Below are 13,233 nucleotides of genomic sequence, written 5' to 3' on the forward strand. Positions count from 1 at the left end.
GGTTAAAGTGCCGGGAGCCACCCCATGGCTTCCTCCGGGCAGGTGAAATACCGCGTCGGAGCGGCAGGAGAATGAATGCTGAGGAAGAAATTGGCCAATGCCCGGTCCACCGGGGACGCCCCTAGGAGCGCCACCCTGGCCACCGTGCTGGGACGGGCAAAAACGCGCCGGGCGCCGCGGCTCATGGACTCCGTCGCAGCCATGTCCACCAGCATCGGAAACGGACGCCCGCGGCTCAGCTCATTGACCGCGGACATCACGGCCACCGCGGCTTCTTCGCAAATGGCCAGGCCTGGAATCCAACGCACATGCAAGACGCCGTTGCGCAGCTCGACAGTGCCCCTGGCACCGTCAATCGGAATCTCGGTCATCCTATCCCCCCGAGATAGAGTCAGCCGTCCCGAACGACACTACTGGACCGGGAACCGGGCTGGGGGTCAGAACCGGAAGGAAATCGTCCTGATGCCGGCGTCGTCCACGTCCGTTGTGACGGACACAGCGGAGTAGTCGGCAATGTGCATAACGCCGTCCGGCAGCGGACCGGTGTTGGGCCCGATGGCAACAGTCCGGATCCCGGCGGCGACTCCGGCCGCAATGCCTGCCGGGGCATCCTCAAAGACCAGGGCATCGGCCGGCTCCACGCCAAGCAGTTCGGCGGCGCGGAGGTAACCTTCCGGGTGCGGCTTGCCCCGGGTGACGAGGTCGGCCGTGACGGCTGTGGCCGGCATGGCAAGTTTCGCTGCGCCCATCCGGATATCGGCCAGGATCCGGTCGGCGGAAGTCACCAGCGCCACGGCATCCGCCGGGAGGCTGCGCAGCAGTTCGGCCGCCCCGGGCAACGCCACAATGCCCTCGGTCCGCACCCGCTCCATGGCGCCCAGTTCCGCGGTCAGGGCCGCAACGTCAGTGCCGGCGGGCGCAAACCGCCGCACTGTGTCCCCCGCCTGGACGCCGTGTGAGGTGCGGAGGATCTCGGCAATGTCCAGGCCGTAACGGGCGGCAAATTCGCCCCACACCTGCTCCACAACAGCTGTGGAATCGACCAGGGTGCCGTTCATGTCGAAAAGGACGGCACGGGTGATGATGGTGCTGGCGGATAGTCCCGCGGAAACCGGGGCGGGGGCATCGGGGCGAAAGCTCATCCTTCCATCCTGCCCCACCCGGGGCAGCAGCAGGATTCCGTGACCTAGCTGTTCGGGCGGTGGGGGATGTACTGGACGGCCCATTTGTTGCCATCGGGGTCGGCGAAGTGGACGAAGTGGCCCCAGTCCTGGACGTCGACGTCGCTGACGTCAACGCCGTTGTCCTTCAGCTGCTTGTGCGCGGCTTGGATGTCGCTCACCACAAGTTGCAGGCCGGGAGCGGTACCCGGCGGAGCGTCGTTGAGGCCCTCGCCGATGGCGATCGAACAGCCGGAGCCCGGCGGGGTCAGCTGGACGAAACGGATGCCCTCCATGGGACGTTCATCGTGGTCCGCGTTGAAGCCCACCTTGTTGACGTAAAAATCCTTGGCACGGTCCACGTCGGACACAGGCACAAACACCAGTTCAAGTTTCCAGTCCATGGGCCACAGGCTAGCCGCGGCCACCGGAATCCGGAAGAGGGCAACCGCTTCCCGAGAACGCGGGTGCGGGCCGGGGACTGCGTTCCGGAACGCAGTCCCCGGCCCGCAGCCACGGCTTGAAGATTCAGCCCGGCAGCTAGCCTGCGATGCCGTAGAGGCGGTCCCCGGCGTCGCCAAGTCCGGGAACGATGTAGGACTTCTCGTTGAGCTTCTCGTCAATGGAGGCCAGGACGATGGTCACGTTGGCGTCCGAGAGTTCTTCCTCCAGCTTGGCCAGGCCCTCGGGGGCAGCCAGGAGGCAGATGCATGTCACATCCGAGGCACCGCGCTTGAACAGGAACTTGATGGCTTCGCGCAGCGTGCCGCCGGTAGCAAGCATGGGATCCAGGACGAAGATCTGCCGGTCCGTCAGGTCCTCGGGGAGGCGTTCAGCGTAGGTGATGATGTCCAGGGTTTCCTCGTCCCGGGCCATTCCCAGGAAGCCGACCTCGGCCGTGGGTACCAGCTTGGTCATGCCTTCGAGCATGCCCAGTCCGGCGCGGAGGATGGGAACCACCAGCGGCGTGGGCTTGGTGAACGCGGTACCGATGGTGGTGCTGACCGGTGTTTCGATGGTGACGGGCTCGGTGCGGACGTCCCGCGTGGCCTCATAGGCGAGGAGTGTGACGAGCTCCTCGGTGAGCTGCCGGAAGACCGGGGAAGGAGTGTTCTTGTCCCGCAGAACGGTGAGCTTGTGAGCGACCAGCGGGTGGTCCACGACGAGTGTGCGCATGGGTCAAAACTATCACCCGGAGGTGGTGTCCCCGCCCCGACGGCCGCGGGCCTGCCCGGAGCTGTCCGTGCCCTCCGGGTGGTCCTCGGCACGGTGTGCGGCATGGTGGGCCGCAAGTTCTTCCCGGAGCACGGGGTGGTCGAACGTCGGGGCAGGACCGGCGTGCTCGCGGTGCCGCATCACGTGGAAGAGCCTGTGGGCCAGGATCACGATTCCCACCCAGGCGAGGCCAAGGAGCCACCCGGCGATGACGTCCGTCAGCCAGTGGTGGCCGAGGAACACCCTGCTCAGGCCCATGGCGATGATGAAGAGCAAACCGGCCGTGATCATGGACACCCGCGCAACGGTTCGCTGGATCTGCAGGCAAGCCAGATAGACCACCAGCCCGATGACGACGGTGGTGTTGAGCGTGTGCCCGCTGGGGAACGACGGCGAATCCTCGTAGGGCGGAACAGCGTCCGCATGGTCCGGACGGGTGCGGCCAAAGAGCTTTTTGCCGAAGGTGGTTGCAGTGACCGAAGCAGCAGCGGCGCCGCCCACCAGGATGAGGGGCCGCCAGGTGCGCCCCGCCCATGTCAGCCAGGCCGTCAGTATGCTGCCGACGATGGGCATGCCGATCCCGCCGCCAATGTTCGTGAAGGCGGTGACGGCGGAATTGAGCCAGGGGGTCCGAAGGTCTTCGGACAGCGCAAGCGCGGGCTTGTCGAGGTTGGCGAGGCCGGCTTCGTCCACCACGTTGTCGTAGACTTCGGCGCCGAGGAACGCCAGTGTCACGACGACCACACCGCCAATCAGCATGGTGATCCAGAGGGCGGCGTAAGGCACCACCCACCGCCCCCACCGGTCGGTAATGCGGTCAGTCAAGGTCTTCACGTCGTCTCCCGGGCTCATCCGTCGCCTGCGCCTTCCGTATCTTCGAAACTATCATTGAGCCATGACTTCCCCGGAGCCCCGCCATGCCGATTGGATGGGCCTTGCCCTCGCCGAGGCGCGGCGTGCCCTGGACACCGGGGACGTGCCCATCGGCGCCGTCGTCATCGGGCCCGACGGCGACGTCCTCGGTACCGGGAGGAACGAACGGGAGGCGCACGGTGATCCCACCGCGCACGCCGAGATGGTGGCAATCCGTGAAGCGGCCGCCCGGCTGCAGTCGCTGGGACATGCGAATGGCGACCCAGGTGACGGCTGGAGGCTGGCGGACTGCACCCTGGTGGTGACGTTGGAGCCCTGTGCCATGTGCGCAGGCGCCGTTGTCCTGGCCCGCATTCCCCGTGTGGTGTTCGGAGCATGGGACGAGAAGGCGGGGGCGGCCGGTTCGGTGTTCGACATTCTCCGCGAACGCCGCCTCAACCACTGGGTGGAGGTCTACGCCGGAGTCCGCGAGCAGGAGTGCGCCGCGCTGCTCAGGGAGTTCTTCGCCGGTCATCGGCAGGTCAGCCAGCCGCTGCAATGAGGTCCAGCACGCTCCCGGCAGTGACGTCCCAGCCGGGAAGCCGGTTCCGCGCGGCCAATGCCGCTTCGCGCCAGCGCAGACGCAGCTCCGGCGTGCTGAGCCAGCGGCGCAGTGCCCTTTCCAGCGGGGCAGGGTCCGTGCCGAGAACGACGGCGGCGCCCGGCAGTGCGGATGCCCCGCCGCCGCCGTCGGGAGCTTCCGCCGCACCCGGTGACCCGGCCGCGAGCGCCTCGACGGCGCCGGTACCGTCCCGCACCACCACCGGGATGCCGCGGGCGAGTGACTCAGTGACCACCATCCCGTAGGTTTCGGCCTGCGAGATCAGCAGGCTGAGATCCGCACGGTCCCATTCCGCCTCAAGGGCCGGCCCCCTGAGCTCGCCATCGACTGAGACCCGGTCCCGCAGCCCCAGCGCGGTGATTGCGCTCCTGACGGCCTCCGCGTAGGCCGGGTCGGCGGCGTCGGAGCCCACCAGTGACGCGGTCCAGGGCAGGTCCCTGAGCCCGGCGAGCGCATTGAGTAGCAGGAGCTGGTCCTTGTTCGGCAGGAGGGCTGCCACGGCCAGGAAGTGCGGCGGGTTGGATCCGGCGGCCATTGGCGCGGCAGAGGTGCCCGGCAGCGCCACGTGGATCGGCGTTGTGCTGCGCCCGGCCGAATTGAGCCGTAGTGAAGAGTGCCGGGCCTGGAGCTCGGAGGCCGCCGTCGAACTGGCGCAGACGACGCCGGCCGCGGCAGCCAGGGCCCGCCCTTCCAGGTCCGGGTGCTCCGCCAACTGCATGTGAACCAGGATCCAGGCGGGCCGCCCCGCGGCCGCGGCCTCTTCCAGAGCGCTCGGCGCACCCAGCGCCACCAGCCCGTCCACGATGGTCACCGGCGGTACGGTCGTCGCACGGCCGGCGGAACCGCCGTCGTCCGCGCCATCGAGCAGCAACTCTGCCAGCCGCCGTCGTTCTTCCTCGCTGCCCACCGGCCAGGTGCCGTCAATACGGCAGATGTCCACGTCCGCCCCGAGGGCGGTGAGCCCGCGGGCCAGTGCGGCGTTGTAGGCGTTGCCGCCTGAATTGTGCAGCACATTGCCCGGAACGATCAGCCGGACCGCCGGGCTGCCCGGCTTAGTCATGGAAGGCGCTACTCGGCGTCGAAGTCGAGTGAGAACGATGCCCAGGCGTCCGGGTTCTCCCGCAGGGTGACAGCCAGTCCGGCAAGCTCACGCCCGTCATCGCTGCCACGGACCTTGGCGGCAACGGCCTCTGCGATGTATTGCGCCAATGCCTCGGTGGTGCTCAGCTTCCCGGCAAAATCGGGGTGCTCGTCCAGGTTCTTGTAGTTCAGGCCGGCCAGCACTTCTTCGATGAGTCCGCCGGCGGCGCCGATGTCCAGGACGATTGCGTCGTCGTTCAGCGCACGACGGCGGAAGGTCACCTCGGCCACGAAGGTGGCACCGTGCAGGCCTTGGGCCGGTCCGAAGGCTTCCCGGGGAAGGCTGTGGGCAATCATGAAGTGGCGGCGGACGGTCAGGCTGAACAAGGGCTACCTCTTGTCTTCGGCGGGGTGTTCGGAAGGGTATTCGATGACGTGGCAAAGGGCGTCCAAGCGCCCCTCGGCCAGCGCGTGCACGACGGCGGGCAGGTCCGCAAACGGCGACTCCCCCGTCAGGAACGTGTCGTAGACGGGATCGCTGAGCAGGGACACGGCGAGCGCCAGCCGGTCGGCGTTGGTCCGGCGGTGGCGGCGGGCGCGTGCCACAATTCCCACCTGGCTGGCGCGGATGGACAGCCGGCGTGCGTGGAAGTCCTCTCCCAGCGGGATGGTGACCTTGCGGTCGGCGTACCAGGACATTTCGATGACGTCCCCTTCGTCGCCCACCAGCTGGAGGCTGCGTTCGAGGCCCTCCTGGGAAGCCGAACAGTGGAACACGATGTCGCAGTCGGCCAGGGCGTCGTCTGGATGGCTGAATTCGACGCCGAGGGCATCGGCGAAGGCGCGCTTCGCCGGATCGACGTCCACCAGCTGGAGCCGTTGCAGCGGGAACGTCCGAAGGAGGGTGGCCACCATGCCGCCCACCAGGCCCGCGCCGACGACCGCGACGCGGTCACCCAGCCGTGGGCCGGCTTCCCACAGGGCGTTGACGGCCGTTTCGACGGTTCCGGTGAGGACCGCCCTCCGGGCCGGGACGTTCTCCGGGACAACGGTCAGGGACTCGACCGGAACGATGTAGCGGTCCTGGTGCGGGTGCAGGCAGAACACGGTGCGGCCCTCCCAGCCCTCCGGACCGTTCTCCACGATTCCCACGGAGAGGTAACCGAACTTTACCGGCGACGGGAAGGACCCCTCCTGCAGGGGCGCCCGCATTTGTTCGGCAACCCGTGGCGGTACTTTGCCGCAGTGGACCACGGTTTCGGTGCCTTTGCTGATTCCTGAATACAGGGCGCGGACCAGAGCGTCGCCGGGGCCCGGTGCGGGCAGCTCTTCCGTGCGGAGCTCGCCTTTTTCGTGGCCGACAGTCCAATAGGCCCGGGCTTGGGGACGGTGTTCGGATTGCTGCTGGGAGTTGATCATCTTGCTTACGAATCTAGTCCCCGCACCGGGTGCGGGGAAGACTTCCGCCCGCGGCGCGCCCTCGTTTTGGGGAAGCGAGCCATGCTCCGGTAACCTATTCAGGTTGGTGACGTGTCCGAGCGGCCGAAGGTGCAACACTCGAAATGTTGTTTGGTGTCAAAGCCAACGTGGGTTCAAATCCCACCGTCACCGCCAAGTAGCGAGGCCCCGGGTTTCCTTTCGTTTGAAAGGAAACCCGGGGCCTTTGCTTTGCCCGGACCGTACTCGTTGGCAAAATTACCGCATCTGAAACATTCAGAGACTTGTCCCCACCAGCCCGTGCCCAGGCGAGGCGCCCGGAAGATGTGGTTCAAATCCGAAGACGAATTTGCGTTTAGACTTTGCCGGGATAGGGCCGAACAGCCGATCACATACTGGGGGAAATATGCTTCGTCGTACCATCAGCGCGTCTTTGCTCATACTCGCAGCCACGTTGGCATTCCGCGACCAGGGCATGTAGCTGAAGAATGTCGACAGCGCAGATCATAAACATCTCCATCACGGTATTCACGACCGTGACCATTGCCGCGATTGCCTGGTGGGCGCGGAAGCACCCCAACCGGTCCAAGGAGTATCCGGAACAAGTTCGTATGCCCAAGGTGCTGTTGTTCTTTGGCTGGCTCTGCGTTTCCGTGGGGCTCCTCATGGGCCTGTTCGCCTTCACCACAGCCCGCGCACCTCTTGGTGCCCGTATTGCTTCTGTGGCGATTCTCCTGGGCGGGATGGCATTCGTCGCGATGTACCGCAACTTTTACGTGGCTCCGGGCGCCTATGAAGTGGCCTTCCGCAGCGTGCTCGGCAAGGAACACCTGATTGCCTACAGCGACATCGCGCACTACAACGCGGGGACGTTGAGAGGTCAGCAGTTCCTGACAGTGAAATCCATTCACGGCGTCCGGCTCAGCCTGAACATGAGTGCTTACGACATGACGCCGTTGCTGCGGGCCATTGAATTCCGCGAGGTGACAGGCTGCTGGCCTGTCAGACCCGAGGCAGCCGTGCACGACATGTAGCGCAGTGGCTACGTTGGGAAGCAAAGAAGCTTAGAAATGGCGGGCCTTGCTCATTCGAGAAGAAGTGCCCGCCATTTCTCTTTCCACTGCGCGACTGGCCGGCAGGCGCTTCTCGGCGAACTCAGCGCCCGGCTGAATTCAAGCGGGCAGCGGCGGAAGCTGAAAGATGAACCGGTCGTCGGGCGACCAAGTGTGCTCGTCATCGCATCGGTAACCACGCAGCCACGCCTGACCGTCTACGACGCGAAGATAGAAGCCCTTCGGATAGTCGTCGTCTCTGCTAAGCGCTTCGGAGGCCACTGTCAGGGCGCCGTCGGGTGCCCGCCCTGAAGACATCACCGAGTCGGAAGACGTCACCTGCTCGTTAAGAGCCATGCGCAGATAGGGACCGGTATCCATTGGGCACAGCAGCAGGCCCTGTTGCCGTGCAACCTCGAAGATCTGCGGAAGGGTCGCCCCACAGTCAAGCCCTAGTTCGGCGACCGTACGCTCGGTGACCGCCACGGGACGAGCGGCCTGGTCGTCGAAGACGACGTCCTTGAGCAGGGTTTCTGCGTGACCGTTGACAAGGATGCCGCGCGAACTCAGCTTGCTCAACAGCTGAGAGCGGGAAAGCCCCCCGACGCGTACTTCAAGTCGTTCGACACGAGCTATGTCTGGCATGAGTCTCCTCGAGGTGATTGCCTGCTGCAGGTCGGTGTCTCACTCTACGAGCGGCAACATCGTCACGCGCAACTACGCACAGTCAAAGGACCGGTCAGAGACTTGCCGCCACGCCTGCGGGCCGGTCCCTCACAGGGCAGATGCGCTGGTCCGTATGAGCCAATCTCTTACTAGCGCGGCAGTAAGATCCGGGCGCTCGAGATGAGCGTTATGGCCAGCGGCGTCGAGCACCGCGTAGGTGCCCCGGACATAGTGGTTGCGGCGTTTCCACCCGTCTTCGTAGCCAGTGACGTGGTCCTGACGCCCGAAAAGGTGCAACGACGGGGCCTCGACGGGAGCCGGGTGCGCGACCTCCGGCTCTACAGAGAGCGCATACTCCGCGGCCACCCGATCGAGAACCGTTTGGTTCGCTGTGCGAAGACCAGGAAGTGCATACCGGATGAATGCATTGAGTGTGGCCTCGGTCTGAACGACGGTCATCTCCTCGTAGTCGTCCCTCACCTCGCCGGCCATGGCCAGGATGGAGGGGTCCTCCCGGACAACCTGCCGACGAGGAAGGCAACGCGCCTCATGAGCCGGCTCGAACACGCCCGCAAGAGTAGCCAGCCCCAGGACTCGATCTCGAAGCTCATGAGCGACATGCCGGGCAATCATGCCTCCGAACGAGTTGCCGATCACCGCGAAGGACCGGTCTCCAAGATACTCACGGATGTCGTCCAGGACCCCTTGGGCGATCTGGTCTGCGCTGCTGACATCGACGTCAGCATTCCCCGCGGCCCACGGTAGGTCGATATAGATGCGCTGCCATCCGGACCCGTCAAGGGCGTCCTCCAAAGGGAGCATGATCCGATGATCGACGCCGAATCCGTGGATGACGACGAGCGGTTGGCCTTCTCCCAGGATCTGAGCAATCACGAACCAGAGCCTACAGGCCCAACTACGGCCCTTGGCGTTCGCGTTCGCCGCACATTGGTCCCGCTCGCAGGCCGATCCCTAACAGTCCGGGGAACGGGTCCAGTCACTTCCTGGACGGCCCACCTGCTCGGAAACCTCCCTCCGGGCACGGATCACATCCACCAGGTCGTCTTCATTGCCCTCTCGTTGATCGGGCTCGTGACCCCTGTACGCGACTTCTTCCCGCCGCACAGCCCACCGGGTGCCTGACCTCTGCACGTGCTACGATCCCCAGAACCCACACGCGACCGCATGCAGGCCGCATTCACTCAGGAGGTTCGCGGTGCCGGACACAACCTGCCACATGTCGATCTCGCTGGACGGCTTCGTCGCCGGGCCGGGCCAGAGCCGCGAGGACCCGCTGGGCAAGCGGGGGCTGGAGCTGCACCGCTGGCATATCGGCGACCCGCGAGCCAACCAATCCGACAAGGTCGCGAACGAGTGGCTCATGCGCCCGCGGGGCGCGTATGTGATGGGTCGGAACATGTTCGGCCCGATCCGCGGGGACTGGGATGAGGAATGGACCGGCTGGTGGGGAGCCGAACCGCCGTATCATGCGCCGGTGTTCGTGCTGACCCATCATGCACATGACCCGATCCAGATGGACGGCGGGACGACCTTCCACTTCGTCACCGAGGGCTTCGACGCGGCCTACTCCGCAGCCTGCCAGGCCGCCGGGGACAAAGGCGTGGACATCGCCGGTGGGGCATCGACCGTCCGACAGGCACTGATGGCCGGCGTGATCGACGAGCTCACCCTCGACATCGCACCGGTCCTGCTCGGCTCGGGCGAGCGCATCTTCGACGGCGTTGAATCCTTCGGCTTCGAACCGGCCGAAGTGCTCCACTCGCCGCTGGCCACCCACATCCGCTATCGCCGCGTCAGCTAACTCCGCTGCAGTCCTCCTGCGCAGCAGGACGGTCATTTACATCTAGAGAGGGCCGTAAGCCGCGTTGCCGTAGGGGTCGCGCCAGGTGGCCAGATTGTCTTCCACAGCCGTACGGAGAGTGGCGTCCGACCGGACCCGTCGTCGGAAGGGCTCCCGGGCCCGGCCCATCACCGCCGAAGGTACCAGGATGCAGACCACCAGCAGAGCCACAGTGAGCACGTAAGCGCCGACCACGGCGACGATCGTAGCGGTGCCCCTGGCGGCGCTGGCAGGCAATGCCGTGGCCAGGATCCCGCCTAGGACGGCGGCCAGGAAGGACACCATCACTACGCCGCCGCGGGCCGTGCCAGGGCCCCTCGCGATGAGGAGTCTGTTTGTATTGGGCAGTGAAGCACGTACCCGCTTCCAGGAAGACCGGCCCAGCACCACCAGAGCAGCACCCGTCAAACCTAGGACCAGGACCCAGCCAGGGTTCCCTGACATGGCATTGATGAACACGCCAGCCAGGATCATGACGGGGCCGCAGCCGATCGCGCTGCTCCAGGCCGCCGCCATGGCGCCTTGGGCGTCGGCTAATTGCCGCAACCGGGAAGGCGCAGTTGGCGGGCTAACCCGGGCCAGTTCGGGCGAGAGCCAGTAATCGAGCGGATGCGCGGGCTGGGCGGCAGCGAAGCTCGTAGGCATTTGGTCTCTCTCGTCAGGGGCTGCCGGCGTTAGTGCTCTGCTTCTGCAGCAGCCTTCTTGGCGTTCTTCTCGGCGTCCTTCTCGGCGCGCAGAGTTTCCGTCTCTTGCTGTTCCTCGGCTTTTTCCTGGTGGATGACCTGCGCGAAGAGCTTCTCCATTTCCTTGGCCACGCCAGCGGCTGAGGCCGGGTTCTGGCCGGTCACCAGGCGCTCGTCAACCACGACCTTCTCCTCAAAGACATCCGCAAAGACGTGGGTGGCGCCCTGTTCCTCAAGGCGGTCTGCCAAGAAGAACGGGATGACCTTGTCCTTCCCTGCGGCAACCTCCTCGTCGTTGGTGAAGGCGGCCACCTTCCGGCCCTCGACGAGGCGGAACCCGTTCTCCAGTTCCACGTTCAGCAGGCCGGCCGGTCCATGGCAGACCGCGCCCACCAAACCGCCGGCGTTGTAGACGCTGGCCACCAGGTTCTGCAAGCCTTCGCTGTCCGGGAAGTCCCACATGGTGCCGTGGCCGCCCACGAGGAAGACGGCGTCGTACTGGTCGGGATCAACGACGTCGACGCGGGCCGTGTTGTAGAGACCGGCGCGCGTGGTCTCGTCCTCCGTGAAGGCGACCTGGATGGGATCTTTCGAGTCCACCTCGTCGCGCGGGGGCTGTCCGCCTTTGATGGACGCAAAGTCGACGAAATGCCCGGAATCCTTGAAGACCTTCCAGGGATGTGCGGCCTCGGCCACGTTGTAGCCGGTCTTCTCGCCGGTATCGCCGATCTCGGAAACGCTGGTCAGTACCATGAGGATTTTCTTCATGAAGTGCTCCTTTCGTCTGACTTCCACCCTACGCCCAGCCCAAATCGGGCCCTCCCTACTGTCAGCTTTTCCTTTGCCGGACATGCTGTTGCCTCATTTTTCGTTAGTCTGAGGGCTATGTGTCCAGAACCATTCATTGCACCGGAAAGGACCACCCATGGTTTACGACCGTGAGCGGGAGCGGCGCAACGATACCGTGTACGCAGAACACAAGAGAGCCGTCGCAGCCGGTGAGAAGCGGGTTCTCCGCAAGACCAGCACCGGGGAGCTGCACAGCTATCCCGGCGATGAGATCGGCTTCACGCCCGGCCGTGGCCACGCCCAGGTCCGCACCTGGTGGGGCATGGGGATTCTTGCCGTCTTTGCCGGACTGTTGACCGCCTTCTCCGTAGTGCTTTTCCTGGGCCCACTCGGACGTGGAGAGAGCCCGTTCTGGGGCGGGCTGTTCCTCACTGCCCTGTCGGGAGCCTTCACCTACTACGCCTACACGCTGTCCCGGGACGAGTATCGAGCCACCCAGCTCCGGAAACGCCGCGGCTCCCCGAAACCTGGAGCCGGCAACGTCGACATTGATCTCCTGGAGCTGGGTCAGAAGACTGACTGATGACCCGGAAGCGCGGCGCCCCCGCTCCCTTGTGCTGCCGCCTCCGGGCGGACACCATAGGGGGACACCTTTCAACGGCACCCGGGGAGCGGTCTCAACGATGCGAATTCTGATCATGGGCCCTCCGGGGTGCGGCAAGGGAACTCAGGCCGAACGGTTGTCGAAGCGCCTCGGCATTAACGGAGTGTCCACCGGCGAAGTCTTCCGCGATCATGTGAAAGACCTGCCGCCGCTGGGCCGGGACGTCAAGGCTCACCTGGACGCGGGCAACTTCGTCCCCGACGACCTCACGAACCGCATGGTCCGTGACCGCCTTGCCCAGGCCGACGTCGCGGACGGCTTCCTCCTGGACGGCTATCCGCGCAACACCTCGCAACTGGCAGAACTCGACATCATGCTTGCCGCGGACGGACGTGCCCTGGACGCCGCACTCCAACTAACGGTTGACGACGCCGAACTTGCCCGCCGCCTGCTTCACCGCGCCACCGTGACAGGACGCACCGACGATACCGAGGAGGTCATCCGGCACCGCCTCAAGCTCTACTACCGCGAGACCGAGCCGGTGGCCGCGGCCTACTCAGAGCGCGGGATCCTCCTGAGCGTGGAAGGCACTGGACGCGAGGATGAGGTCTTCGACAGGCTGCTTGCGGCACTCCGCACCTCGTTCCCCGATGCCATGGACGGTCCTCTATAACGCGTTAACGCGCGGCTGCCCATACGGAGCGCCCGGGCCTTACGGAGCGGACCTTACGGCACGTCCGGGCGCTGGTCGCCCTTGTGGCCGCCACCCCGCAGGTTCTCCTGGACCTTGCCGAAGAGATCCTTGATGGTGGATTCCGTGTTGGTCAGCATGTCCGGCTGGACGTACACATCCTGTGTCGGGGGCAGGCTGTAGTGCGACTGCAGCCCTCCGGCCCCGTCAACCCCGTCCAGTGCGATGGTTACTCCGCCCTCCTTGCGCGCAATGGCACCGATCCTGCCGAACACCAGCGTGAACTCGTCCGGCTGGAAGCTGACCGTGTGCCCGATGTGCGTTCGGTTAAGCTCACCCGCCGCAACGGCTTTCTCGTTGCCCGTACCTGCGTAGTCCATGGTTGTCTCCTTGGATTGGTGGCTGCTGATGCCAGCAGTCTAGGCCGGGCTCCGGACGCGGTATAGGGACTGCTGGGCGCCTGCACAGTTCCCTCCGGCCAGCATCGGCACTTCATCCATTGAACGCGCCCCCGCCCGACG

Annotated in this window: 18 protein-coding genes and 1 tRNA gene; 6 read left to right on the plus strand and 13 right to left on the minus strand. The window is 65.5% G+C overall.

Annotated elements, in window-relative coordinates:
- Positions 1–2: 2 nt before the first annotated feature.
- The 5 genes from JOE31_RS19525 to JOE31_RS19545 form a co-directional block, all read right to left on the minus strand.
- Positions 3–371: an STAS/SEC14 domain-containing protein gene (locus tag JOE31_RS19525; RefSeq protein ID WP_245199274.1), complete on the minus strand. Its 369-nt coding sequence runs from the start codon at positions 369–371 to the stop codon at positions 3–5.
- A gap of 66 nt (positions 372–437) precedes the next feature.
- Positions 438–1,142 carry an HAD-IA family hydrolase gene (locus JOE31_RS19530; protein WP_209747413.1) on the minus strand — a complete coding sequence of 235 codons (705 nt, stop codon included), beginning with the start codon at positions 1,140–1,142 and terminating at the stop codon, positions 438–440.
- Positions 1,143–1,186: 44 nt separating this feature from the next.
- Positions 1,187–1,564 carry a VOC family protein gene (locus tag JOE31_RS19535; protein WP_209747415.1) on the minus strand — a complete coding sequence of 126 codons (378 nt, stop codon included), beginning with the start codon at positions 1,562–1,564 and terminating at the stop codon, positions 1,187–1,189.
- Positions 1,565–1,700: 136 nt separating this feature from the next.
- Complete coding sequence (gene upp / locus JOE31_RS19540) at positions 1,701–2,336, minus strand: uracil phosphoribosyltransferase (RefSeq protein WP_043478170.1); 636 nt, start codon at positions 2,334–2,336, stop codon at positions 1,701–1,703.
- 12 nt (positions 2,337–2,348) lie between these two features.
- Positions 2,349–3,227: a phosphatase PAP2 family protein gene (locus JOE31_RS19545; protein ID WP_307864453.1), complete on the minus strand. Its 879-nt coding sequence runs from the start codon at positions 3,225–3,227 to the stop codon at positions 2,349–2,351.
- Between the two features lie 43 nt (positions 3,228–3,270).
- On the opposite strand from JOE31_RS19545, the gene tadA reads away from it, so the two are divergent.
- Complete coding sequence (gene tadA / locus JOE31_RS19550) at positions 3,271–3,789, plus strand: tRNA adenosine(34) deaminase TadA (protein WP_209747417.1); 519 nt, start codon at positions 3,271–3,273, stop codon at positions 3,787–3,789.
- Here the strand turns inward: tadA and JOE31_RS19555 are convergent.
- Genes JOE31_RS19555 through JOE31_RS19565 form a run of 3 tightly spaced genes read right to left on the minus strand, consistent with a single transcriptional unit; the run spans position 3,770 to position 6,348 of the window.
- On the minus strand, positions 3,770–4,909 hold the full coding sequence (locus JOE31_RS19555) for a glycosyltransferase (protein ID WP_209747419.1): 1,140 nt from the start codon (positions 4,907–4,909) through the stop codon (positions 3,770–3,772). The two genes, tadA and JOE31_RS19555, sit on opposite strands and share 20 nt — an antisense overlap.
- Before the next feature lie 8 nt (positions 4,910–4,917).
- Positions 4,918–5,316 carry a 6-carboxytetrahydropterin synthase gene (locus JOE31_RS19560; protein ID WP_209747421.1) on the minus strand — a complete coding sequence of 133 codons (399 nt, stop codon included), beginning with the start codon at positions 5,314–5,316 and terminating at the stop codon, positions 4,918–4,920.
- 3 nt (positions 5,317–5,319) lie between these two features.
- Positions 5,320–6,348: a zinc-binding alcohol dehydrogenase gene (locus JOE31_RS19565; protein ID WP_209747423.1), complete on the minus strand. Its 1,029-nt coding sequence runs from the start codon at positions 6,346–6,348 to the stop codon at positions 5,320–5,322.
- A gap of 105 nt (positions 6,349–6,453) precedes the next feature.
- Between JOE31_RS19565 and JOE31_RS19570 the strand changes: the two genes are divergently transcribed.
- Together JOE31_RS19570 and JOE31_RS19575 are read left to right on the plus strand one after the other, a co-directional pair.
- Positions 6,454–6,543 (plus strand) — tRNA-Ser (locus JOE31_RS19570).
- A 311-nt stretch (positions 6,544–6,854) separates the two neighbouring features.
- The gene (locus JOE31_RS19575; protein WP_245199275.1) at positions 6,855–7,400 is read left to right on the plus strand and encodes a hypothetical protein; all 546 of its coding nucleotides are present in this window, start codon (positions 6,855–6,857) and stop codon (positions 7,398–7,400) included.
- Between the two features lie 138 nt (positions 7,401–7,538).
- Here the strand turns inward: JOE31_RS19575 and JOE31_RS19580 are convergent, their stop codons facing one another.
- Together JOE31_RS19580 and JOE31_RS19585 are read right to left on the minus strand one after the other, a co-directional pair.
- A complete protein-coding gene (locus JOE31_RS19580) occupies positions 7,539–8,063 on the minus strand; it encodes a hypothetical protein (RefSeq protein ID WP_209747425.1) in 525 nt (174 codons plus the stop codon).
- 129 nt (positions 8,064–8,192) lie between these two features.
- The gene (locus tag JOE31_RS19585) at positions 8,193–8,978 is read right to left on the minus strand and encodes an alpha/beta fold hydrolase (protein ID WP_209747427.1); all 786 of its coding nucleotides are present in this window, start codon (positions 8,976–8,978) and stop codon (positions 8,193–8,195) included.
- A 343-nt stretch (positions 8,979–9,321) separates the two neighbouring features.
- Between JOE31_RS19585 and JOE31_RS19590 the strand changes: the two genes are divergently transcribed.
- Positions 9,322–9,906, plus strand: a complete 585-nt coding sequence (locus JOE31_RS19590; RefSeq protein WP_209747429.1) for a dihydrofolate reductase family protein — start codon at positions 9,322–9,324, stop codon at positions 9,904–9,906.
- Between the two features lie 42 nt (positions 9,907–9,948).
- On the opposite strand, the gene JOE31_RS19595 is transcribed toward JOE31_RS19590, so the two are convergent.
- The gene (locus JOE31_RS19595; RefSeq protein WP_209747430.1) at positions 9,949–10,590 is read right to left on the minus strand and encodes a hypothetical protein; all 642 of its coding nucleotides are present in this window, start codon (positions 10,588–10,590) and stop codon (positions 9,949–9,951) included.
- 29 nt (positions 10,591–10,619) lie between these two features.
- On the minus strand, positions 10,620–11,396 hold the full coding sequence (locus JOE31_RS19600) for a type 1 glutamine amidotransferase domain-containing protein (RefSeq protein ID WP_209747431.1): 777 nt from the start codon (positions 11,394–11,396) through the stop codon (positions 10,620–10,622).
- A 157-nt stretch (positions 11,397–11,553) separates the two neighbouring features.
- Here JOE31_RS19600 and JOE31_RS19605 point away from each other — a divergent pair, with 157 nt between their 5' ends.
- Together JOE31_RS19605 and JOE31_RS19610 are read left to right on the plus strand one after the other, a co-directional pair.
- On the plus strand, positions 11,554–12,000 hold the full coding sequence (locus JOE31_RS19605) for a hypothetical protein (protein ID WP_209747433.1): 447 nt from the start codon (positions 11,554–11,556) through the stop codon (positions 11,998–12,000).
- A gap of 100 nt (positions 12,001–12,100) precedes the next feature.
- Positions 12,101–12,694: an adenylate kinase gene (locus JOE31_RS19610; protein WP_209747435.1), complete on the plus strand. Its 594-nt coding sequence runs from the start codon at positions 12,101–12,103 to the stop codon at positions 12,692–12,694.
- A 53-nt stretch (positions 12,695–12,747) separates the two neighbouring features.
- On the opposite strand, the gene JOE31_RS19615 is transcribed toward JOE31_RS19610, so the two are convergent.
- Positions 12,748–13,092, minus strand: a complete 345-nt coding sequence (locus JOE31_RS19615) for a hypothetical protein (RefSeq protein ID WP_209747437.1) — start codon at positions 13,090–13,092, stop codon at positions 12,748–12,750.
- Positions 13,093–13,233: the final 141 nt, after the last annotated feature.

Source organism: Arthrobacter sp. PvP023 (assembly GCF_017832975.1).
Lineage (GTDB): Bacteria > Actinomycetota > Actinomycetes > Actinomycetales > Micrococcaceae > Arthrobacter.